19 protein-coding genes are annotated in these 20,800 nt (G+C 61.2%); 12 read left to right on the top strand and 7 right to left on the bottom strand.

The window, feature by feature from the left end:
- The first annotated feature begins 39 nt into the window (after positions 1 to 39).
- The 8 genes from mtr (at position 40) to AC1MDC_RS11655 (ending at position 8,493) form a co-directional block, all read left to right on the top strand.
- A complete protein-coding gene (gene mtr, locus AC1MDC_RS11690; protein ID WP_480393035.1) occupies positions 40 to 1,308 on the top strand; it encodes a tryptophan permease in 1,269 nt (422 codons plus the stop codon).
- A gap of 263 nt (positions 1,309 to 1,571) precedes the next feature.
- Complete coding sequence (locus tag AC1MDC_RS11685; RefSeq protein ID WP_085699710.1) at positions 1,572 to 2,498, top strand: glutamate/aspartate ABC transporter substrate-binding protein; 927 nt, start codon at positions 1,572 to 1,574, stop codon at positions 2,496 to 2,498.
- A gap of 192 nt (positions 2,499 to 2,690) precedes the next feature.
- Entirely contained in the window at positions 2,691 to 3,437 is a 747-nt protein-coding gene (locus AC1MDC_RS11680) for an amino acid ABC transporter permease (RefSeq protein WP_085684522.1), read from the top strand.
- Entirely contained in the window at positions 3,437 to 4,108 is a 672-nt protein-coding gene (locus AC1MDC_RS11675) for an amino acid ABC transporter permease (RefSeq protein WP_085699712.1), read from the top strand. The genes AC1MDC_RS11680 and AC1MDC_RS11675 overlap by 1 nt, the downstream gene beginning before the upstream one ends.
- Positions 4,105 to 4,839 (top strand): amino acid ABC transporter ATP-binding protein, encoded by a 735-nt coding sequence (locus AC1MDC_RS11670; RefSeq protein ID WP_007927141.1) that lies wholly within the window; start codon positions 4,105 to 4,107, stop codon positions 4,837 to 4,839. The genes AC1MDC_RS11675 and AC1MDC_RS11670 overlap by 4 nt, the downstream gene beginning before the upstream one ends.
- A 65-nt stretch (positions 4,840 to 4,904) precedes the next feature.
- The gene (gene aauS, locus AC1MDC_RS11665; protein WP_085699716.1) at positions 4,905 to 6,818 is read left to right on the top strand and encodes a two-component sensor histidine kinase AauS; all 1,914 of its coding nucleotides are present in this window, start codon (positions 4,905 to 4,907) and stop codon (positions 6,816 to 6,818) included.
- Positions 6,815 to 8,143: a two-component response regulator AauR gene (gene aauR, locus AC1MDC_RS11660; RefSeq protein ID WP_085699718.1), complete on the top strand. Its 1,329-nt coding sequence runs from the start codon at positions 6,815 to 6,817 to the stop codon at positions 8,141 to 8,143. Before aauS ends, aauR begins: the two co-directional genes overlap by 4 nt.
- 20 nt (positions 8,144 to 8,163) lie before the next feature.
- Positions 8,164 to 8,493 (top strand): GlpM family protein, encoded by a 330-nt coding sequence (locus AC1MDC_RS11655; protein WP_480393047.1) that lies wholly within the window; start codon positions 8,164 to 8,166, stop codon positions 8,491 to 8,493.
- A gap of 1 nt (position 8,494) precedes the next feature.
- On the opposite strand, the gene AC1MDC_RS11650 is transcribed toward AC1MDC_RS11655, so the two are convergent.
- Positions 8,495 to 9,529 (bottom strand): alpha/beta fold hydrolase, encoded by a 1,035-nt coding sequence (locus AC1MDC_RS11650; RefSeq protein WP_085699721.1) that lies wholly within the window; start codon positions 9,527 to 9,529, stop codon positions 8,495 to 8,497.
- Between the two features lie 129 nt (positions 9,530 to 9,658).
- Positions 9,659 to 11,971: a 5-methyltetrahydropteroyltriglutamate--homocysteine S-methyltransferase gene (gene metE, locus AC1MDC_RS11645; RefSeq protein WP_480393034.1), complete on the bottom strand. Its 2,313-nt coding sequence runs from the start codon at positions 11,969 to 11,971 to the stop codon at positions 9,659 to 9,661.
- A 111-nt stretch (positions 11,972 to 12,082) separates the two neighbouring features.
- On the opposite strand from metE, the gene metR reads away from it, so the two are divergent.
- Together metR and AC1MDC_RS11635 are read left to right on the top strand one after the other, a co-directional pair.
- Entirely contained in the window at positions 12,083 to 13,000 is a 918-nt protein-coding gene (gene metR / locus AC1MDC_RS11640; RefSeq protein WP_085699725.1) for a transcriptional regulator MetR, read from the top strand.
- Between the two features lie 229 nt (positions 13,001 to 13,229).
- Positions 13,230 to 13,712 carry a hypothetical protein gene (locus AC1MDC_RS11635; protein ID WP_139832616.1) on the top strand — a complete coding sequence of 161 codons (483 nt, stop codon included), beginning with the start codon at positions 13,230 to 13,232 and terminating at the stop codon, positions 13,710 to 13,712.
- A 361-nt stretch (positions 13,713 to 14,073) separates the two neighbouring features.
- Here AC1MDC_RS11635 and AC1MDC_RS11630 read toward each other — a convergent pair whose 3' ends face one another.
- The 5 genes from AC1MDC_RS11630 to AC1MDC_RS11610 all read right to left on the bottom strand — a co-directional run bounded on the left by AC1MDC_RS11630 (position 14,074) and on the right by AC1MDC_RS11610 (position 18,070).
- Complete coding sequence (locus AC1MDC_RS11630; RefSeq protein ID WP_085699727.1) at positions 14,074 to 14,574, bottom strand: GNAT family N-acetyltransferase; 501 nt, start codon at positions 14,572 to 14,574, stop codon at positions 14,074 to 14,076.
- 2 nt (positions 14,575 to 14,576) lie between these two features.
- Positions 14,577 to 15,215, bottom strand: a complete 639-nt coding sequence (locus AC1MDC_RS11625; RefSeq protein WP_085699729.1) for a LysE family translocator — start codon at positions 15,213 to 15,215, stop codon at positions 14,577 to 14,579.
- 23 nt (positions 15,216 to 15,238) lie between these two features.
- Entirely contained in the window at positions 15,239 to 15,664 is a 426-nt protein-coding gene (locus AC1MDC_RS11620) for an NUDIX hydrolase (protein ID WP_085699731.1), read from the bottom strand.
- A 75-nt stretch (positions 15,665 to 15,739) separates the two neighbouring features.
- Positions 15,740 to 17,065: an APC family permease gene (locus AC1MDC_RS11615; protein WP_480393033.1), complete on the bottom strand. Its 1,326-nt coding sequence runs from the start codon at positions 17,063 to 17,065 to the stop codon at positions 15,740 to 15,742.
- Positions 17,066 to 17,254: 189 nt separating this feature from the next.
- Positions 17,255 to 18,070: a carbon-nitrogen hydrolase family protein gene (locus AC1MDC_RS11610; RefSeq protein WP_085699737.1), complete on the bottom strand. Its 816-nt coding sequence runs from the start codon at positions 18,068 to 18,070 to the stop codon at positions 17,255 to 17,257.
- Positions 18,071 to 18,195: 125 nt separating this feature from the next.
- Here AC1MDC_RS11610 and AC1MDC_RS11605 point away from each other — a divergent pair, with 125 nt between their 5' ends.
- Positions 18,196 to 18,996 (top strand): helix-turn-helix transcriptional regulator, encoded by an 801-nt coding sequence (locus AC1MDC_RS11605; protein ID WP_085701729.1) that lies wholly within the window; start codon positions 18,196 to 18,198, stop codon positions 18,994 to 18,996.
- A 156-nt stretch (positions 18,997 to 19,152) separates the two neighbouring features.
- Positions 19,153 to 20,772, top strand: coding sequence for an FMN-binding glutamate synthase family protein (locus tag AC1MDC_RS11600; protein WP_085699741.1), 1,620 nt, complete (start codon positions 19,153 to 19,155; stop codon positions 20,770 to 20,772).
- The last annotated feature ends 28 nt before the right edge of the window (positions 20,773 to 20,800 follow it).

Raw genomic sequence — 20,800 nt, 5'->3', positions numbered from 1 at the left:
GATCGAATTCTTCATAACAATATCGATGCAGGCCCTGCCATGCGTGCCACCTCACTCGATTCACCCGCTTCATCCTCCGTCCTCGAACGGCCGCCCTCGATCCTGGGCGGCGCCATGATCATCGGCGGCACCATCGTCGGCGCGGGAATGTTTTCCCTGCCGGTCATCATGTCCGGGCTGTGGTTCTACGGTTCGGTCGCGGTGCTGGTGTTTGCCTGGTTCTGCACCCTGCATTCGGGCCTGATGATTCTCGAGGCCAACCTCAACTACCACGAAGGGGCGAGTTTCTCGACCATCACCCGTGATCTGCTGGGGCATGCCTGGAGCCGGATCAACGGTCTGAGTATCGTCTTCGTGCTCTATACCCTGACCTACGCCTACATTTCCGCCAGTGGTTCAGTGATCCATCACACCGTGCAATCCATGGGCATCTCGCTGTCGCCGCGCCTCGGCGGGCTGGGATTCACCGTACTGGTGGCGTTCATCGTCTGGCTCAGCACCTCGGCGGTGAGCCGGATGACCACTGTGGTGTTTGGCGCGAAGATTCTGGCGTTTTTCCTGACCTTCGGCGGTCTGCTCGGCCATGTACAACCGGCCACGCTGCTCGACCTCAACGGCGGCGACAGCCGTTACTGGCCCTACCTGCTGGTGACCCTGCCCTTCTGCCTGACCTCGTTCGGTTTCCACGGCAATGTGCCGAGCCTGATGAAGCATTTCGGCAAGGACCCTCGGCGAATCCGCGCCTGCCTGCTGGGCGGGACGCTGATCGCGCTGGGCCTGTATCTGGTGTGGATGCTGTGCAGCATGGGCAATATTCCCCGCGAAGCCTTCAAGGACATCGCCCGGCGCGGCGGCAACATTGATGTGCTGATCAGCGCTCTCGGTTCGCGCCTGGACAGCGCCCATGTCGACCTGTTGCTGACCTTCTTCTCCAACTTCGCCGTGGCCTGCTCGTTTCTCGGCGTGACCCTGGGCCTGTTCGATTATCTGGCCGACGTGCTCGGCTTCGACGATCAGCCCATGGGCCGCCTGCGAACGGCTGCCGCCACCTTTCTGCCACCGATGATCTGCGGGTTCCTCTGGCCGGAAGGCTTCATTCATGCCATCGGGTTTGCCGGGCTGGCCGCCACGCTCTGGGCCGTGATCACCCCGGCGTTGCTGGCCCGGGCCTCGCGCACTCGCTTTGGCAGCCCGCATTACCGGGTCTGGGGCGGCACGCCCATGATCGCACTGGTGTTGTTTTTCGGGGTGATCTGCGCGGTCTCGCACCTGCTGTTCACCCTGGACCTGCTACCCGTCTGGCGCTGAACCATCGGCATTCGGTTTTCCGAACGCGACCTGTCGGTCGGTTCGGATTACCGGATCAGAAAGGCTGAAAAACGCCATCACAAAACTTTAATCACCAGCAAAATCAACCAGTTAACCTGTCGCAACTGGTCTGGCACGACTCATGCTCTACACTCCTTCGACGAATGCCTGTTGCGCCAACACAACAGGAGCCGTCAGGCATTCGAAGTACAAAGGGCCCGCTCAACCGGCTCCATAAAAAAAACAATGTCGAGGAAAATTTGATGCGCATCGTTCCCCATATCCTGGGCGCAGCCATTGCTGCCGCTCTGATCAGCACACCAGTTTTCGCTGCCGAGCTCACCGGCACCCTTAAGAAAATCAACGACTCGGGCACCATCACCCTCGGGCATCGTGACAGCTCCATTCCCTTCTCCTACATCGCCGATGCTTCGGGTAAACCCGTGGGCTACTCCCACGACATTCAGGTCGCTATCGTCGAAGCCCTGAAAAAAGACCTGAACAAGCCTGACCTGAACACCAAGTACAACCTGGTCACCTCGCAAACCCGTATTCCTCTGGTGCAGAACGGCACCGTGGACATCGAGTGCGGCTCCACCACCAACAACGCCGAACGCGCCCAGCAAGTCGACTTCACCGTCAACATCTTCGAAATCGGCACCCGCCTGCTGGTCAAGAAAGACAAGGAAGGCAAGCCGTCCTACGCTGACTTCGCCGACCTGAAAGGCAAGAACGTCGTGACCACCGCCGGCACCACGTCCGAGCGCATCATCAAGGCGATGAACGCCGACAAGCAGATGGGCATGAACGTCATCTCCGCCAAGGACCACGGCGAATCCTTCCAGATGCTGGAGAGCGGCCGCGCCGTCGCCTTCATGATGGACGACGCCCTGCTGGCCGGCGAAGAAGCCAAGGCCAAGAAGCCGGACGATTGGGTCATCACCGGTACTCCACAGTCCTTTGAAGCCTACGCGTGCATGGTTCGCAAAGACGATCCGGCCTTCAAGAAGGCCGTAGACGACGCCATCGTCGCGCTCTACAAGTCCGGCGAGATCAACAAGATCTACAGCAAATGGTTCGAAAGCCCGATCCCGCCGAAGGGTCTGAACCTGAACTTCCCGATGAGCGAAAAGGTTAAAGAGCTGATCGCCAACCCGAGCGACAAGCCTGCACCAGACGTAAAAATCTGACGCTGATCTAACCTTGTCACCTGAGGGAGCCCATCCTTCCTCGGGTGACAGTTAATACCTGCTGGTTTCAACTGGAACACTCGACCTGGTGGTTTTCGAGCCGATCGCGTGTGCCTGACGTTCAACGTCAGACGGGAAAGGATCTTCCCCAGGCGGGCACTTGTACATCGATCGAATCGAGGGGAGACCCTAATGAATTACAACTGGGACTGGGGCGTGTTCTTCAAGTCCACCGGCGTGGGCAGCGAGACCTATCTCGACTGGTTCATCTCCGGCCTGGGCTGGACCATCGCCATCGCCATCGTGGCCTGGATCATTGCCCTGTTGCTGGGCTCGCTGCTGGGCATCATGCGCACCGTGCCGAACCGCATCGTGGCGGGCATCGCGACCTGCTACGTCGAACTGTTCCGTAACGTGCCGCTGCTGGTTCAGCTGTTCATCTGGTACTTCCTGGTGCCCGACATGCTGCCGCAGAACCTGCAGGACTGGTACAAGCAGGACCTGAACCCGACCACCTCGGCCTACCTGAGCGTTGTCGTCTGCCTGGGCCTGTTCACCGCCGCCCGGGTCTGCGAACAGGTTCGCACCGGTATCCAGGCGCTGCCGCGTGGCCAGGAATCCGCCGCCCGCGCGATGGGTTTCAAGCTGCCGCAGATCTACTGGAACGTGCTGCTGCCCCAGGCCTACCGGATCATCATTCCGCCGCTCACCTCGGAATTCCTGAACGTGTTCAAGAACTCCTCCGTGGCCTCGCTGATCGGTCTGATGGAGCTTCTGGCGCAAACCAAACAGACCGCCGAGTTCTCGGCCAACCTGTTTGAAGCCTTCACCCTGGCGACCCTGATCTACTTCACCCTGAACATGAGCCTGATGCTGCTGATGCGCATGGTCGAGAAGAAAGTCGCCGTGCCCGGCCTGATCTCCGTAGGGGGTAAATAATGGAATTCGATTTCAGTGGCATCGTTCCGGCCATCCCCGGCCTGTGGAACGGCATGCTGATGACCCTCAAGCTGATGGCGCTGGGCGTGATCGGCGGGATCATCCTCGGCACCCTCCTCGCGCTGATGCGTCTGTCCCACAGCAAACTGCTGTCGAGCATCGCCGGCGCCTACGTCAACTATTTCCGCTCGATCCCGCTGCTGCTGGTGATCACCTGGTTCTACCTGGCAGTGCCGTTCGTGCTGCGCTGGATCACCGGCGAAGACACCCCGATCGGCGCGTTCACCTCGTGCATCGTGGCGTTCATGATGTTCGAAGCGGCGTATTTCTGCGAAATCGTCCGGGCCGGCGTGCAGTCGATTCCCAAGGGCCAGATGGGTGCCGCCCAGGCACTGGGCATGACCTACGGCCAGATGATGCGCCTGATCATCCTGCCCCAGGCGTTCCGCAAGATGACCCCGCTGCTGCTGCAGCAGAGCATCATCCTGTTCCAGGACACCTCGCTGGTCTACACCGTGGGCCTGGTGGACTTCCTCAACGCCTCGCGCGCCAGTGGCGACATCATTGGCCGCTCGAATGAGTTCCTGATCTTCGCAGGTCTCGTGTACTTCACCATCAGCTTTGCCGCCTCGCAGCTGGTCAAGCGTCTGCAAAAAAGGTTCGCCGTATGATCTCTATCAAGAACATCAACAAGTGGTATGGGGACTTCCAGGTGCTGACCGATTGCAGCACCGAGGTCAAAAAGGGTGAAGTGATCGTGGTTTGCGGCCCGTCCGGTTCGGGCAAATCGACCCTGATCAAGTGCGTCAACGCGCTGGAGCCGTTCCAGAAAGGCGACATCGTGGTCGACGGCACGTCGATTGCGGATCCGAAGACCAACCTGCCGAAACTGCGCTCGCGCGTCGGCATGGTGTTCCAGCATTTCGAACTGTTCCCACACCTGACCATCACCGAAAACCTGACCATCGCGCAGATCAAGGTGCTGGGCCGCAGCAAGGAAGAAGCGACCAAGAAAGGCCTGCAACTGCTTGAGCGCGTCGGCCTGTCGGCTCACGCCCACAAGCACCCCGGCCAACTGTCCGGCGGTCAGCAACAGCGTGTGGCGATCGCCCGTGCACTGGCGATGGACCCGATCGTCATGCTGTTCGACGAGCCGACCTCGGCGCTGGACCCGGAAATGGTCAACGAAGTGCTCGACGTGATGGTGCAGCTGGCCCACGAAGGCATGACCATGATGTGCGTGACCCACGAAATGGGCTTCGCCCGCAAAGTGGCCGACCGCGTGATCTTCATGGACGCCGGCAAGATCATCGAAGACTGCCCGAAAGAGGAGTTCTTCGGCGACATCAATGCTCGCTCCGAACGCGCGCAGCATTTCCTCGAGAAAATCCTGCAGCACTAAAAAACTGCCGGATTCCCCGACAGCAACTGTCGGGGAATCCGGGTGGTTGACCCAAGGCATCTGTGATGAAATGCGACCCCACTCTCTATCGCGCCACGCCGCCATCACTTGCCGTGAAACCCCGTCTGATCCGCCACCTGTTCCTGCCGCCGCTGGTCATCGCCCTGATGATCGGACTGGGCTACATCGGCTTCTGGACCAGTGAACACTTCGGCATTCGCAGCCTCGGCGAAAACGGCCAGCGCCAGCTGGAACTGCATGCCCGCGCGGTCGAAAGCGAGATCAGCAAATACACCTACCTGCCCAGCCTGCTGGAACTCGAATCGAGCGTTTCGCAGTTGCTCGGCGACCCGACCCCGGAACACCGGCAAACGGTCAACGATTACCTTGAAGGCCTGAACCGGCGCAGCCGCAGTCGGGCCATCTACGTCATGGACACCACCGGTCGCGTCATGGCCACCAGCAACTGGCGCGACGTCGACAGCTACCTCGGTGAAGACCTGTCGTTCCGCGCCTACTTCCAGAATGCCATCCGCGGCCAGCCCGGACGTTTCTACGGGATCGGCAGCACCAACGGCGAACCCGGCTATTACCTGGCCCACGGCCTCGAAGAACACGGCAAGATCATCGGCGTCGCGGTGGTCAAGGTGCGCCTGGAAGCCATGGAAGAACGCTGGCAGCGAGCGCGCCTGGAAGCATTCGTCAGCGATGAAAACGGCATCATCATTCTGTCCAGCGACCCGGCGCGGCGCCTGAAATCGGTAATTGCGCTGAGCGACGAGACCAAGGAAAAACTCGCCCGCAGCCTGCAGTACTACTGGTTCCCGCTGAACGAGCTGCAACCGCTGGCCCGGGAAACCCTGTCCGAAGGCGTGGAAAAACTCACCTTCCCGGCCAACAGCGAAGTGCCGAGCCAACAGGACCGCCATGAAGAAAACATCAGCTATCTGGCGCAAACCCGGCCGCTGAGCGACACCCCGTGGAATTTCACTCTGCTCACCCCGTTGCAGGACCTGCGGCGCGAGGCGATCAATCAAGGGATTCTGGTGGCCGTGGCATTTGCCTTGGTGGCGTTCCTGCTGATCGCCTGGAACGAACGGCGCAAGGTCATCGCCACCCGCCTCGCCGCCCGCGAAGCCTTGCAGGAAGCCAACAATCAGCTGGAGCGTCGGATTACCGAACGCACCGCCGACCTGCGCGCCAGCAACGACCGGCTCAAGAGTCAGATCCGCGAACGGCGTCAGGCCGAAGAAACCTTGCGCCGCGCCCAGGACGAACTGGTGCAGGCCGGCAAACTCGCGGCCATCGGCCAGATGTCGACCAGCATCGCCCACGAACTGAACCAGCCGCTGGCGGCGATGCGCACGCTGTCGGGCAACACCATTCGCTTCCTTGAGCGCGGCCAGCTGGATGTCGCGAGCACCAACCTTAAGACCATCAACGACCTGATCGACCGCATGGGCCGGATCACCGCCAGCCTGCGCTCCTTCGCCCGACGCGGCGACGACAAGGGCCGCGCCAGCCTCGGCAAAGCGGTGGATGCCGCGCTGCAAGTGCTCGGCGCCCGTGTCGAAAAAGCCGCCCTGCAACAGCATCGCCAGTTCGACGATGTGCAGGTGCAGATCGACCAGACACGACTGGAACAGATTCTGGTCAACCTGATCGGCAACGCCCTTGACGCCATGCAGGCGCAACCGCTGCCGGAACTGTGGCTGGAAGGCGAAGAATTCAACGGCAAATATCGCCTGCGGGTACGCGACAACGGTCACGGCATCGACGCCGAAGCGCGCAAGCATCTGTTCGAACCGTTCTTCACCACCAAACCCGGCGAACAGGGTCTGGGCCTCGGCCTGACCCTGTCGGCCAGCCTCGCCGCGGCCACCGGCGGGCATCTGGGTGTCGAACACCCGGCCAGCGGTGGCACCACCTTCGTCCTCAGTTTACCGTTGGTAAGCCCTACTCCTGCCGAGCCAATATGAACAACGACCTTAGTGTGCTGATCGTCGAAGACGATCCCCATGTGCTGCTCGGCTGCCAGCAGGCACTGACCCTCGAAGACATTCCCTGCATCGGCGTGGGCAGTGCCGAAGAGGCGCTGGAGCAGGTCGGCGACAACTTCGCCGGCATCGTCATCAGCGACATTCGCCTGCCGGGCATCGACGGCCTGGAACTGCTGACCCGCCTCAAGCAACGTGATCGCAGCCTGCCGGTGGTGCTGATCACCGGGCATGGCGACATCTCCATGGCCGTCGGCGCGATGCAGAAAGGCGCCTACGATTTCATGGAAAAACCGTTCTCCCCCGAGCGTCTGGTCGATGTGGCCCGTCGCGCGCTGGAGCAACGCAGCCTGAATCGCGAAGTCTCGTCCCTGCGCCGGCAACTGGCCGAACGCGATTCCCTTGAAGGTCGGATCATCGGCCGTTCGCCGGCCATGCAGAACCTGCGGGAGCTGATCGCCAATGTCGCCGACACCTCGGCCAACGTGCTGATCGAAGGGGAAACCGGTACCGGCAAGGAACTGGTCGCCCGTTGCCTGCACGACTTCAGCCGCCGCCACACCAAACAGTTCGTGGCGCTGAACTGCGGCGGTCTGCCGGAAAACCTGTTCGAAAGCGAAATATTCGGCCACGAAGCCAACGCCTTCACCGGCGCCGGCAAGCGGCGGATCGGCAAGATCGAACACGCCGATGGCGGCACGCTATTCCTCGATGAAGTCGAAAGCATGCCACTGCCGTTGCAGATCAAACTGCTGCGGGTGTTACAGGAGCGCACCCTTGAACGCCTCGGCTCGAACCAGAGTGTGGCGGTGGATTGCCGGGTGATTGCGGCCACCAAGTCCGACCTCGACGAATCGAGCAAGGTCGGTGAATTCCGCAGCGACTTGTACTACCGCCTCAACGTGGTGACGCTGGAACTGCCGCCTCTGCGCGAACGCCGCGAAGACATCCTGCAACTGTTCGAACACTTCACCCAGCAATCGGCCCTGCGCTTCGACCGCGCACTGCCGGAGCTGGACAACCAGACGCTGTCGAGCCTGATGAGCCACGACTGGCCGGGCAACGTGCGCGAACTGCGCAACGTCGCCGAGCGTTTTGCCCTCGGTCTGCCGGCGTTCAAGAAAACCGGCGCGGGCAGTACAGGCCAAGGCCTGGCGTTCGCCGAAGCGGTGGAAGCGTTCGAACGCAACCTGCTCAGTGACGCCCTGCAACGCAGCGGCGGCAACCTGACCCAGGCCAGCCTGGAACTGGGGATGGCCAAGACCACGCTGTTCGACAAAGTGAAAAAGTACGGCCTGAGCCATTAAGCGAGAACGACGTGGATCTGATTTTCAAGGCAATGCTCGGCGCGGCAGTGGTGGTGATCCTCGCCATGCTGGCCAAGACCAAAAACTACTACATCGCCGGGCTGGTGCCGCTGTTCCCGACCTTCGCCCTGATCGCCCACTACATCGTCGGCAAGGGCCGTTCGATCGACGACCTGAAGACCACCATCGTCTTCGGTATGTGGTCGATCATCCCGTACTTCGTGTATCTGGCGACGCTGTACGTGATGGTCGACCGCATGCGCCTCGAAGCTTCGCTGGCGGTCGCGGCGGTGGCGTGGCTGATGGCGGCGACGGTGCTGGTGTCGGTGTGGGTACGGCTTCAGGCCTGAGTCAAAGCAGGTTGTGCTCCGCCACCGGTTCGATCTGCGCCCAGTGCGACGTGTCTTCGCGATGCTCGCGCAGATACGGCAACACCGCCGCCAGCAACGGCTCCTTGAACGCTTCCTGAAAGCGGTGCGCCAGCCCCGGAATCAAGCGCAACTGACTGCCGCGAATGTGCGCCGCCAGATGCACGCCGTGCATCACCGGCAGCAGCGGATCCGCCGTGCCATGCACCACCAGCGTCGGGACCCGCAGTTGATTGAGCAACGCCACCCGGCTCGGTTCGGCGAGGATCGCCATGATCTGGCGCTTCACGCCTTCAGGGTTGAACGCCCGGTCATAGGACAGCGCCGCCTGATGCAGCAACGCCTGGCGATCATCACTGACTGAAGGGCTGCCCAGCGCCGCCAGCAGATCCGCCTGTTGCTCCAGTGCGATCTGGCGATTGGGAGCACCACGTCGAGCCAGCAATTGCACCAGTGCCGCGCTCGGCGCCGGCAGCCCTTCGGCACCGGAGCTGGTCATGATCAGCGTCAGGCTCTCGACCCGTTGCGGTGCCATCGCCGCCATGTGCTGGGCGATCATCCCGCCCATGCTCGCGCCGAGCACATGGAATTGCTCGACGTGCAACGCGTCCATCAGCCCCAGCGCATCGTCGGCCATGTCGGTCAGGCTGTAAGGCGCCGCCACCGGCAACCCGAGTTTGTAGCGCAGCACTTCAAAGGTCAGGTTGGCGTCGGCCGGCGCCTGGCGCCAGGTCGAAAGACCGACATCGCGGTTGTCATAACGGATCACCCGAAAGCCCTGCTGACACAGCGCAACCACCACTTCATCCGGCCAGTGGATCAACTGCCCGCCCAGCCCCATCACCAGCAGCAGCGCCGGATCCGACCCACGGCCGATGCTCTGGTACGCCAGGCTCACCTGCTCCAGATCGACCCGCTCGGTCGGTACATTGACGTCGCAACGCGACGCCGCAGAAGACGCCGGAACGAAAAAAACCGCGGCCAACAACGCCGCGATTGCAAAAATTCCCTTGAACATGAAAAACACCGAAACGCAGAACCCCAGTAGAGCGCGAGTCTGATGAAGTTTGTTCAAGCGCGCTGCCACAGTTCGATGACAGTTTGATGAAGAGTGCCGAGCGGTCGCCACTCTTCATTCGGTGTTGCGTTACGCCAACTGACTGCGCAACTGTCGCGCCGCCGCGACCATGTTGACCAGCGCCGCTTCGGTCTCGGGCCAGGCGCGGGTCTTCAGGCCGCAATCGGGGTTGACCCACAACCGCGCTGCCGGAATCCGTTTCACGGCCTTGCTCATCAGCTTGACCATTTCCGCTGTGTCCGGCACTCGCGGCGAGTGGATGTCATAGACGCCCGGGCCGATGTCGTTCGGGTAGTCGAACGCTTCAAAGGCCTCAAGCAATTCCATGTCCGAGCGCGAGGTTTCGATGGTGATCACATCGGCGTCCATGTCGGCAATCGCCTTGATCACGTCGTTGAATTCGCTGTAGCACATGTGGGTGTGAATCTGGGTTTCGTCCTTCACGCCCGAGGCGGTCAGACGGAACGCTTCCACCGCCCAGTCGAGGTATTCCTGCCACTGTGCGCGGCGCAGCGGCAAGCCTTCGCGGAACGCGGCTTCGTCGATCTGCACGATCCTGATCCCGGCGTTTTCCAGATCCACCACCTCGTCACGCAGGGCCAGCGCCAGTTGTTGCGCCTGGACCTTGCGCGACACATCTTCGCGGGGGAACGACCACATCAGCATGGTCACAGGGCCGGTCAGCATGCCTTTCATGACCTTGTCGGTCAGGCTCTGGGCGTAGGTGATCCAGTCCACGGTCATGGGGTTCGGACGGGACAGATCGCCATAAATCACCGCTGGTTTGACGCAACGGGAGCCGTAGCTCTGGACCCAGCCGAAACGGGTGATCAGATAGCCGTCCAGTTGCTCGGCAAAGTACTCGACCATGTCATTGCGCTCGGCCTCACCGTGCACCAGCACATCGAGGCCCAGACGTTCCTGCACCTGCACCGCGTGGCGGATTTCGCTGCGCATCGCATCGTGGTAATCGTTGGCCGACAGTTTGCCCTGCTTGAACGCCTGACGGGCCAGACGAATCGACCCGGTCTGCGGGAACGAACCGATGGTGGTGGTCGGGAACGCCGGCAATTTCAGACGCGCCTGTTGCGCGGCGATGCGTTTGGCGAACGGCGAATGACGCTGGCTGTCGCTGGCGTTGATCGCTTCGATCCGCGCCTGCACGGCGGCTTTATGAATACGCGGCGAGCGGGCGCGACGCTCTTGAATCGCGCGGCTTTCGGCCAGCGCGCTTTGCACTTTCGGCGCTTGCGGATCGTTCAGCGCATCACGTAACACAGAGATTTCGCTGCACTTCTGCACGGCGAATGCCAGCCAGCTTTTCAGTTCCGGGTCGAGCTTGTCTTCGCGCTCGACATCCACCGGGCTGTGCAGCAACGAGCAGGAACTGCTGACCCACAGGTTGTCGCCAAAGCGCTCCTGCGCCGGTTGCAACTGCGCCAGTGCCTGCTCCAGTTCGCAGCGCCAGACGTTGCGGCCGTTGACCAGGCCTACCGAAAGAATCTTGTAGGTCGGCAGGCGATCCAGCACCTGACCGAGCTGATCCGGCGCCCGCACGGCGTCGATGTGCAAGCCCTGCACCGGCAAGCCGACGGCCAGGCCGAGGTTGTCTTGCAGGCCACTGAAATAGGTCGCCACCAGTTTCTTCAGCGGCGAGTACTGAAGGATGTGATAGGCGCGTTCGAAGGCACTTTTCCAGGCTTGCGGCAGGTCGAGGGTGAGGATCGGTTCGTCGATCTGCACCCACTCCACGCCCTGTGTGGCGAGACGGCCGAGGATGTCGTTGTACACCGGCAACAGGCGCTCGAGCAGGTCGAGCTTGTCGAAGTCGTTGCCTTTGACCTTGCCCAGCCACAGATAAGTCAGCGGGCCGATGATCACCGGTTTGACGTTGTGACCGAGGGCCTTGGCTTCTTCGACTTCATCAAACAGCTGTTCCCAGCTCAGCTTGAACTGCTGGTCTGCGCTGAACTCCGGGACCAGGTAGTGGTAGTTGGTGTCGAACCACTTGGTCAGTTCTTGTGCGTATTGGGTCTTGCCGTGCTCAGCACCGCAACAGGACGCCGTGGCGCCACGGGCCATGGCGAACAGCGTGTCGAGGGTCGGCAGCCCGCGCTCGTCGCGCACACCGTCGAAGCGCTCAGGGATCACACCGAAGGTCAGCGAGTGGGTCAGCACCTGGTCGTACCAGGCAAAGTCGCCGACCGGCAGCAGGTCGATGCCGGCGTCTTTCTGCAATTGCCAGTGCCTGGCGCGCAGTTCACGGCCGACCTGATTCAGGGACGCCTGATCGAGATCGCCTTTCCAATAGGCTTCGAGGGCTTTTTTCAGTTCGCGGTCGGCGCCAATGCGCGGGAAACCCAGAGTGTGAGCCACGGCCATGTCGAATGTTCTCCATTGCGTAAAAGATGGCGCCATTGTCGACAGCCAGGGCAACATGAGACAAACTCAACCTTTTCGTGTTGATCACAAATTTTACTCATGGAGCCTGCGGTGCTTGAGATCCGTCACCTGAAAACCCTGCACGCCCTGCGCGAAGCCGACAGCCTGGTGGATGCGGCCGATCGCCTGCACCTGACCCAGTCGGCGCTGTCCCACCAGTTCAAGGAACTGGAAGAGCGCATGGGCATGCCGCTGTTCGTGCGCAAGACCAAACCCGTACGCTTCACCAGCGCCGGCCTGCGCCTGCTGCAACTGGCCGACGCGACCCTGCCGCTGCTGCGCGCCGCCGAACGCGACATCGGGCGTCTGGCCGGGGGCACCGCCGGGCGTCTGCACATGGCCATCGAATGTCACAGCTGCTTCCAGTGGCTGATGCCGACCATCGATCAGTTCCGCGATGCCTGGCCGGAAGTCGAACTCGACCTCGCTTCGGGTTTCTCCTTTGCCCCGCTGCCGGCGCTGGCTCGTGGCGATCTGGATCTGGTGGTGACGTCCGACCCGCTGGAAATCGCCGGCATCACCTACGTGCCGCTGTTCACCTACGAAGCCATGCTCGCAGTCGCCAACCAGCACGCATTGGCGAGCAAACCGTACATCGTCCCCGAAGATCTGCTGAGCGAAACCCTGATCACTTATCCGGTGGAACGGGATCGTCTCGATATCTTCACTCGCTTCCTCGAACCGGCCGACATCGAACCGGCGCAGGTGCGCACCTCAGAGCTGACGGTGATGATGATGCAACTGGTGGCCAGCGGCCGTGGTGTGTGCGGCATGCCGCACTGGGCACTGCATGAATACAGCTCGCGGGGCTACGTGAAGGGTAAGCGGCTGGGCGAGAAAGGCTTGTTTGCAACGCTGTACGCGGCGATCCGCGCCGACATGCTGGACGCGCCGTATATGCGCGATTTCCTGCTGACGGCCAAGGACACCTCGTTCTCGACGCTGGATGGGGTCAGCGCGGTTCGTTGAGGCTGGCGGTTGGCACGAAAAGCGCGCACCACATATGGATCTTGTCGAAGTAGTCCTCACCGACCCGAACCGCCGATTTATGTCCTACGTCAGCAGACGTTGCGCAAGCCTTGACCACTCGTCTGGACTGTCAAAGTTGACAGGTGCGCAACTTTCTACCGACGGCGCTCAATGGTGCATGCCTGCTGCCATTCCGGTAAGGGGCTGAGCCTGCAAAGGAGCGCTACCAATGAATACCAATGAAGTACTGAGTGAAGACTTTGGAAATGAAAGAGTCTTATTTCAACCCGATATTACATATACGATCCCCAGCGGAGAAATAACACTTTTGCCTCACAGTTTACCCCTGAATAGCGGAATTCTAAGTGCAACTTGGGCTCACTCTCCCGGAAAAAACGAAGAGAGCTCATTATGCGTAGAAAATGGAGGAGTGAAATATACATTTAACTCTACTTACTCTTACGTGAGTTTTTGGTTCGCGATAAGCAGGGGAGGCACTGGTCGCCCGTATGATTCTTATTCGATAAGATTTTATGATGCACAGGAAACGCTACTCCACACTACCATTGCGCAGGCACAGGAGTCGATTTCCTATCATCCGATATCATTTTCCGGGAAGGGAATAAAAAGCGTGCAAATTCAACTTGGAGATGAGGATGTCGGTGGATATCAAATAACTACCGCAGCTGATTTTTTTCAATTCAGAGTTTAGGAGATGCAGGACGCGGGAACGCGTTAATTAACCAGCTCCGGCAGGAAAAAGGGACCGTCAAGGTTAACCTCCCCACAGCCCGCAGCAATGCGGGTGAAATAAGTGGGGGGCATTAATTACCTGCCAGGTCATCAAAGCCAGGCAACTCATCAGGGCGGTTGAGTACCTGTCGAAAGTTCTCCATGGCTTGGTGGGGGGGGCGAGTATTGGCAGGCCATGCAGTTCGCGTTGGGAAATTCCGATTCCTCTACAGGAAAACGTGAACATGTGGTCTTCCGTCAGACCGTGACTATGCGCAATAAAGGCCGCTTCGCAGCCCCGCAGGAGCAAGTTCCCTCGCCACGAAAGTCCGACCAGGACTTCAGCGAGATTCACACCACATATGGATCTTGTCGAAATATTCCTCACCGACCCGCACCGCCATCGGCTCCAGACCAAACTGGATGAAACCGCAGCGCTGGTACAGTTTGAATGCGGCTTCATTGCCGGCGGTGACGGTCAGTTGAATGACTTTCAGTGCCGGATGCTGCTGCGCTTCCTCCAGCACGGCCTCCATCAATTTCAGTCCCAGCCCGCGTTGACGAAACCCGGCCGACACATACATGCCGAACACCGTTGCCTTATGCCGGGCCTTCTCCCGAGGCTCGAACGCCAGGCCGACAATGCCCGCCAGCCGACTGCCTTCGAACGCGCCAAACACCGCGTCGAGCTTGCTGGTCAGCCGTGATTCCCACCAGCTCAGCGGCATCACTGCGCGCTCGCGCACACTGGAAGTGAACGCTTGCGGATGCCGGTCATAGGCTTCCAGCATCAATTCGCGATAGGCCAACGCATGACTGGCGTCGAGCCGTTCGATCCACATGTTCAGGCGGCCTTGCGTTGTTCAAGCATCAGCCGCACGGCCAGTGCGCCCAGCACAAAGCCCATGAAATAACGCTGCACCGCCAGCCAGGTCGGGTTGTTGACGAACCACGACGCGATACCGGCCGCCGACAGGGCGATCAACAGGTTGACGCTGAAACTGACGCTGATCTGGGTCAGGCCGAGAATGATGCTCTGGCTGAACACCGAGCCGTGCTCCGGCGTGATGAACTGCGGAAACACCGAGAGGTAGAACACCGCGATTTTCGGGTTCAGCGCGCTGGTGAGAAACCCCATGGTGATGAGTTTGCGCGACGAGTCCGCCGGCAATGCCTGCACCTCGAATGGCGAGCGGGCGCCGGGTTTCACTGCCTGCCAGGCCAGCCACAACAGGTACAGCGCGCCGGCCCACTTCAACACCTCATAAGCCATCGGGACCGCGAGAAACACCGCCGTCAAACCGGCTGCCGCCGCGAACATATGCACGAAGAACCCGGCCACCACGCCCACCAGCGACGTGACCCCGGCCTTGCGGCCCTGACAGATCGAACGGGAGATCAGGTAGATCATGTTCGGCCCCGGCGTCAGTACCATCAGCAGCGCGGCGGCGGCAAAAATCAGCAGGTCTTGAAGCGGGATCATGACGAAGTCCTTTGCACGAATGATCAGGCGATCGCGGTCAGCGAGGCTCGATAAAACGGCAGGATCAGGTCACGTGTCAATGGGGCGAGAACGACATTGCCGTCGGTGGCCGGGTCGATCCAGATCACCTCTTCGATCTCGGCGGCCGGAGACACCCTGGCGTCGATGGTCAGCTGAAAGATCTCGGCCTGCACGACGAATCCCGGCTCGTTGGCGGCGGGTGCCGAGAACTGGCCGAGAAAACTCGCCTGCGCCGGATCGATCAGCAGTCCCAGTTCTTCTTCCAGCTCACGGGCCAGCGCATGCACCGGCAGCTCATGGGCTTCGATTTTGCCGCCGGGCTGCATGAACGCCGTGGTGTCGCGCTTGCGCACCAGCAGGGTCTGGCCGTCGGAGTTGAGCAGCAGCGCGGCAGCGATGCGGATCGTGGAACTGTTTGCGGTCGACATGAACGAAAAGCCTATGACTCAAAAACGGCAAGGATCACACGCTTGCCGCTCGTGAGGCAAAGGCTCGACCGCACGTCAGGCCGCTTCCTGGAAATCCATTTCCGGCGGCTGACGACGGAACCCGCCGGTCAGCACCGCCAGATACACCACACCAATCGCCAGCCAGCTCAGGCCCAGATACAGCGCCAGGTGATCGAGGCTGACCATCAGCCACAAGTCCGCCGCCAGGCCGATGAACGGGAAGACCAGGAACAGCATCAGCTCGCGCAGGCCTTTTTTCTCGCCGCCGATCCAGTAGTGAAAAATCACCGACAGATTGACCAGGCTGAACGCCAGGAACGCGCCGAAGTTGATGAACGAAGTCGAGGTGGTCACGTCGAGCTTCAGCGCCAGCAAAGCCACCACCGCACACAGCAGGATGCTGTTGACCGGCGTACCGAAGCGCTCGTGCAAGGTGCCGAAAAACGACTTGGGCAGCACACCGTCACGGCCCATCGCAAACAACAGCCGCGAACCGCTGGCCTGCGCCGACAGGCCTGAGGCGAACTGACCGACGATCAGGCCGATCAGGAAGATCGACACGAACAGGTCGCCACCGATATTGCGCGCAATTTCGTAGGCCGCCGAGTCGACGCTGTCGAACTGGAACGATGGATGGGCGATCTGCACGAAGTACGACACGCCGACGAAAATCAGCCCGCCGATCAGGGTGATCAACATGATTGCCCGAGGAATGGTGCGGCGTGGATCACGGGTTTCTTCGGTGAGGGTGCTGACCGCGTCGAAACCGAGAAACGAATAGCAGGCGATGGCGGCCCCGCTCATGATCAGCGGCATCTGCATGTCGCCATTGAAGAACGGTTTGATTGACCACAGCGGCGTGCTGGCATCGCCACCGACGTAGTGCACGCACAGCGCGACAAAGGCGATCAGCACCAGGAACTGCACCAGCATCAGCAAGGCGTTGATGCCGTTGGCCAGTTTCAGGCCGATGATGTTGATCGCGCTGGTGATGCCGATGAACGCCAGCACCCAGATCCACTGCGGGATCGACGGGAAGGCCGACGCGAGGTATGCGGCGCCGATCAGCCAGATCGCCATCGGCAGAAACAGATAATCGAGCAGCACCGCCCACCCGGCGATGAAGCCGAGTTTCGGGCTGATGGCCTTGCGCACGTAGCTGTAGGCCGAGCCCGCCACCGGGAACGCGGCGGCCATGCGGCCATAACTCATGGCGGTGAAAAACATCGCCACCAGCGCCGCCAGATACGCGGCGGGCACCATGCCGGCGGTGGACTGGGCGAGGATGCCGAACGTACCGAGGACAATGATCGGCGTCATGTAGGCGATGCCGAACAGCACCACCGACCCCAGCGAAAGGGTGCGTTGCAAACGAGCCATGGGCGACTTACTCCGGATTTTATTGGATTTATGGCAGAGGCCGAGTTCGGCGAATGTTTCAGGTGTTGCTGATCGTTCCCACGCTCCGCGTGGGAATGCAGCCCGGGACGCTCTGCGTCCCAAGAGCGGACGCAGAGCGTCCATGGAGGCATTCCCACGCAGAGCGTGGGAACGATCGGGTACAACGGGTCAAGGGATCAGCAGCTCTCGTACTCCCGAGGCGTGCTCGACCACCTCCCCCGGCAACTTCAACCGCTGATCATCCAGATAGCGATAATCCTTGCGCGCCAGCGCCAACTGGTCGAAATCCAGCTCAACGCTGAACCGCCCCTCCTCACGCCCGGCCTCGAACAGCACCGTTCCCAGCGGATCCACCAGCGCACTGCCGCCGGCAAACATCAACCCGTCATCCCCGGCTTCCACGCGGTTGACCATCAACGCAAACGCCTGGTTTTCCTGAGCCCGGGCCATGATCGCAGTGCGGTGGGTCGGGCCGTACGGGTCCATGTTGCCGTTGGTCACGATCAACATCTGCGCCCCCAGTTGCGCCAGGGCGCGGGCCGATTCCGGGAACTCGATGTCGTAACAGATCAGCAGACCGACCCGCACACCGTTCCACAAACACGTTGCATATCGATCACCCGCTTCGAACACACCACGATCCGACGCCCAGAGGTGGGTCTTGCGGTATTTCAGGGCGATACCTTCGGGGGTGATCAGCAGCGTGGTGTTGTAGAAGCGGCCGTCATCGTTCTCGGCCATGCCGATCACCACCGCCAGGTTGCGTTCACGGGCGGCGGCCTGCACGGCGCTGACGGTCGGGCCGTCGACCGGTTCGGCGACCTGCGCCACGGTGTCAGCGGTCGGGAAGCCCATCAGGTGGGTCTCGGGGAACACGATCAATTGCGTGTCGGTGGCGCAGGCCGCAATCGCGGCGAGGGCGCGTTCGAGGTTGTACGCCGTGTCTTTGTCACGGCCCGCCAGTTGGGCGAGTTCGACTTTCATGGGGAGTCCTTGTGATGAGCGCCGGGGGCGGAAAGATTGCCCGGCGGCTGTCTGTGGGCCAGTATGCTTCGCATTCGACCGGCCAGGGAATTACGCGGCCGGGGTAACCCGATAGGGGTAGAGGCATGACTGTTTCGTTTGACGACATCACCTGGCACCGCGCCGTCGGGCAGTTGATCGACGCCCTCGACAAGCCGAATTTCTGGGCGCAGCTGGTACGCCTGCTCGACCAGTACGTCACGTTCGATAGCTGGGTGGCGCTGCTGTTCAGCGCCGACCGTCACCCGCAGGTGTTCGCCGAATGCCCCGGTGCCGACGGCAGTCCCGACCAGCTGTTTCAGGATTATCTGCGCGGGTTGTACCTGCTCGATCCGTTCTACATCGCCTGCCGCGAGCAATCACGTACCGGGTTGTATCGCCTGTCGGAGGTTGCGCCGGAGCACTTCGAACTGACCGAGTATTACCAGCGATACTTTCGTCTGAATGTGGTGGCCGACGAAATACAGTTCAATTGCCAGCTCGAAGGCGACCGCACGCTGTGCCTGTCACTGGGCAGCCAGCAGCGCTTCACCGGCGAGCAGATTGCCCTGCTGTCGCTGATCCAGCCGTGGGTGCTCGGCCTGTTGCGCCAGCGCCTGCCTTATGAAATCAACGAAACCGTGGCCCTCGCCCCGGCGCCTGCGCAACCGGACTGGCGGGTGCAGCTCGAAGCGTCGGTGCAGCAACTCAAGGGCGCGCAGCTGACCGCCCGGGAGCTGGACGTCGGGCGCCTGATGCTCAGCGGTTGCTCCAGTAAAGAAATCGCCCGTAAGCTGGAAATCTCTGTTGAAACCGTGAAAGTCCATAAGAAACACATGTACAGCAAGCTGGGGATCAAATCCCAGTCGGAGCTGTTTTCGATCTTTCTGCAGGCGCAGAACGCCTGATACAGCGCTGTGAGCTTTTCTGTGGGAGCGAGCTTGCTCGCGAAAGGGCCGCCATAACCGACTTATGCGTTGACTGGCCCACCGCTATCGCGAGCAAGCTCGCTCCCACAGGGATCTGCGGCGCTGAACAATCCAAGTCCGAACCAAGGAAACCGTATGAGCCTGTCACTCCTGAGCCGCTACGCCTTCTTTGCCGTCTGCGTGATTTTCACCCTCGCCAGCCTGCCCTTTCTCGAACACGACTGGCTGTGGCCGATCACCGCCGTCACCGGCGTATTGAGCCTGATCGGTCTGTTCGACCTGATGCAGAGCCCGCACGCGGTGCGCCGCAATTACCCGATCCTGGGCAACATCCGTTATCTGGTCGAGGGGATTCGCCCGGAAATCCGCCAGTACCTGCTGGAATCCGACAGCGACGCCCTGCCCTTCTCTCGCGCCCAGCGTTCGCTGGTGTATTCGCGAGCGAAGAATGAAACCGCCGACAAGCCGTTCGGCACCCTGATCGACGTCTACCAATCCGGCTTCGAATTCATCGGTCATTCGATGCGCCCGGCACCGTTGAGCGACCCGAGCAGCTTTCGCGTCACCGTCGGTGGCCCGCAGTGCACCCAGCCTTACTCGGCATCGGTGTTCAACATCTCGGCCATGAGTTTTGGCTCCCTCAGCGCCAACGCGATCCGCGCGCTGAACCAAGGCGCCAAACTCGGCAACTTCGCTCACGACACCGGCGAAGGCAGCATCAGCCCCTATCACCGCGAACACGGCGGCGACCTGACCTGGGAACTGGGCAGCGGCTATTTCGGCTGCCGCACCAGCGACGGCCGTTTCGACCCGGAACGCTTCGCCGCCCAGGCGCAGACCCCGCAGGTGCGGATGATCGAAATCAAGATGAGCCAGGGCGCCAAACCGGGCCACGGCGGAATTCTGCCCAAGCACAAAGTGACCCAGGAAATCGCCGACACCCGCGGCATCCTGATGGGCGAAGACTGCATCTCGCCGTCGCGCCACAGCGCGTTTTCCACGCCGATCGAGATGATGCATTTCATCCAGCAGCTGCGTGAACTGTCCGGCGGCAAACCGGTGGGCTTCAAATTCTGCCTCGGTCATCCGTGGGAGTTCATGGGCATCGCCAAGGCCATGCTGGAAACCGGCATCCTGCCAGACTTCATCGTGGTCGACGGCAAGGAAGGCGGCACCGGCGCCGCACCGGTGGAGTTCACCGACCACATCGGCGTGCCGATGCGCGAAGGCCTGTTGTTCGTGCACAACACCCTGGTGGGGCTGAATCTGCGCGACAAGATCAAGCTCGGCGCCAGCGGCAAGATCGTCAGCGCCTTCGACATCGCCAGCGTGCTCGCCATCGGCGCCGACTGGGCCAACTCGGCGCGCGGCTTCATGTTCGCCATCGGCTGCATCCAGTCGCAAAGCTGCCACACCAACAAATGTCCGACCGGCGTCGCCACCCAGGACACCCTGCGCCAGCGTGCGCTGGTGGTGCCGGACAAGGCCCAGCGGGTCTACAACTTCCACCGCAATACGTTGAAGGCGCTGGCGGAAATGCTCGCCGCCGCCGGCCTCGATCATCCGTCGCAACTCTCGGCCAAGCATTTGGTGCGGCGCATGTCGGCGACTGAAATCAAACTGTTCTCGCAGCTGCATGTGTTCCTGAAACCGGGGGAACTGCTCACCGGAGAGGTGAACGGCGAGTTCTATTCGCGGATGTGGCAGATGGCGCGGGCGGACAGTTTTGAACCGCAGGAAGTCGTAGCTGCTTGAATGATTCAGGGCCTGTCAACGCCGGCAG

It is taken from the genome of Pseudomonas sp. 1 (assembly GCF_056626735.1).
This window is presented reverse-complemented; position numbering and strand designations above follow the sequence as displayed.

Excerpts from the sequence above, each read along its gene's own strand:
- AC1MDC_RS11685 (WP_085699710.1), top strand. The coding sequence starts at position 1,572 with ATGCGCATCGTTCCCCATATCCTGGGCGCAGCCATTGCTGCCGCTCTG.
- aauR (WP_085699718.1), top strand. The coding sequence starts at position 6,815 with ATGAACAACGACCTTAGTGTGCTGATCGTCGAAGACGATCCCCATGTG.
- AC1MDC_RS11610 (WP_085699737.1), bottom strand. The coding sequence starts at position 18,070 with ATGAAAGTCGAACTCGCCCAACTGGCGGGCCGTGACAAAGACACGGCG.
- AC1MDC_RS11625 (WP_085699729.1), bottom strand. The coding sequence starts at position 15,215 with ATGATCCCGCTTCAAGACCTGCTGATTTTTGCCGCCGCCGCGCTGCTG.
- AC1MDC_RS11615 (WP_480393033.1), bottom strand. The coding sequence starts at position 17,065 with ATGGCTCGTTTGCAACGCACCCTTTCGCTGGGGTCGGTGGTGCTGTTC.
- metE (WP_480393034.1), bottom strand. The coding sequence starts at position 11,971 with ATGGCCGTGGCTCACACTCTGGGTTTCCCGCGCATTGGCGCCGACCGC.
- AC1MDC_RS11650 (WP_085699721.1), bottom strand. The coding sequence starts at position 9,529 with ATGTTCAAGGGAATTTTTGCAATCGCGGCGTTGTTGGCCGCGGTTTTT.
- AC1MDC_RS11675 (WP_085699712.1), top strand. The coding sequence starts at position 3,437 with ATGGAATTCGATTTCAGTGGCATCGTTCCGGCCATCCCCGGCCTGTGG.
- AC1MDC_RS11620 (WP_085699731.1), bottom strand. The coding sequence starts at position 15,664 with ATGTCGACCGCAAACAGTTCCACGATCCGCATCGCTGCCGCGCTGCTG.
- AC1MDC_RS11630 (WP_085699727.1), bottom strand. The coding sequence starts at position 14,574 with ATGTGGATCGAACGGCTCGACGCCAGTCATGCGTTGGCCTATCGCGAA.
- AC1MDC_RS11605 (WP_085701729.1), top strand. The coding sequence starts at position 18,196 with ATGACTGTTTCGTTTGACGACATCACCTGGCACCGCGCCGTCGGGCAG.
- AC1MDC_RS11680 (WP_085684522.1), top strand. The coding sequence starts at position 2,691 with ATGAATTACAACTGGGACTGGGGCGTGTTCTTCAAGTCCACCGGCGTG.
- aauS (WP_085699716.1), top strand. The coding sequence starts at position 4,905 with ATGAAATGCGACCCCACTCTCTATCGCGCCACGCCGCCATCACTTGCC.
- AC1MDC_RS11635 (WP_139832616.1), top strand. The coding sequence starts at position 13,230 with ATGAATACCAATGAAGTACTGAGTGAAGACTTTGGAAATGAAAGAGTC.
- AC1MDC_RS11600 (WP_085699741.1), top strand. The coding sequence starts at position 19,153 with ATGAGCCTGTCACTCCTGAGCCGCTACGCCTTCTTTGCCGTCTGCGTG.
- mtr (WP_480393035.1), top strand. The coding sequence starts at position 40 with ATGCGTGCCACCTCACTCGATTCACCCGCTTCATCCTCCGTCCTCGAA.
- AC1MDC_RS11670 (WP_007927141.1), top strand. The coding sequence starts at position 4,105 with ATGATCTCTATCAAGAACATCAACAAGTGGTATGGGGACTTCCAGGTG.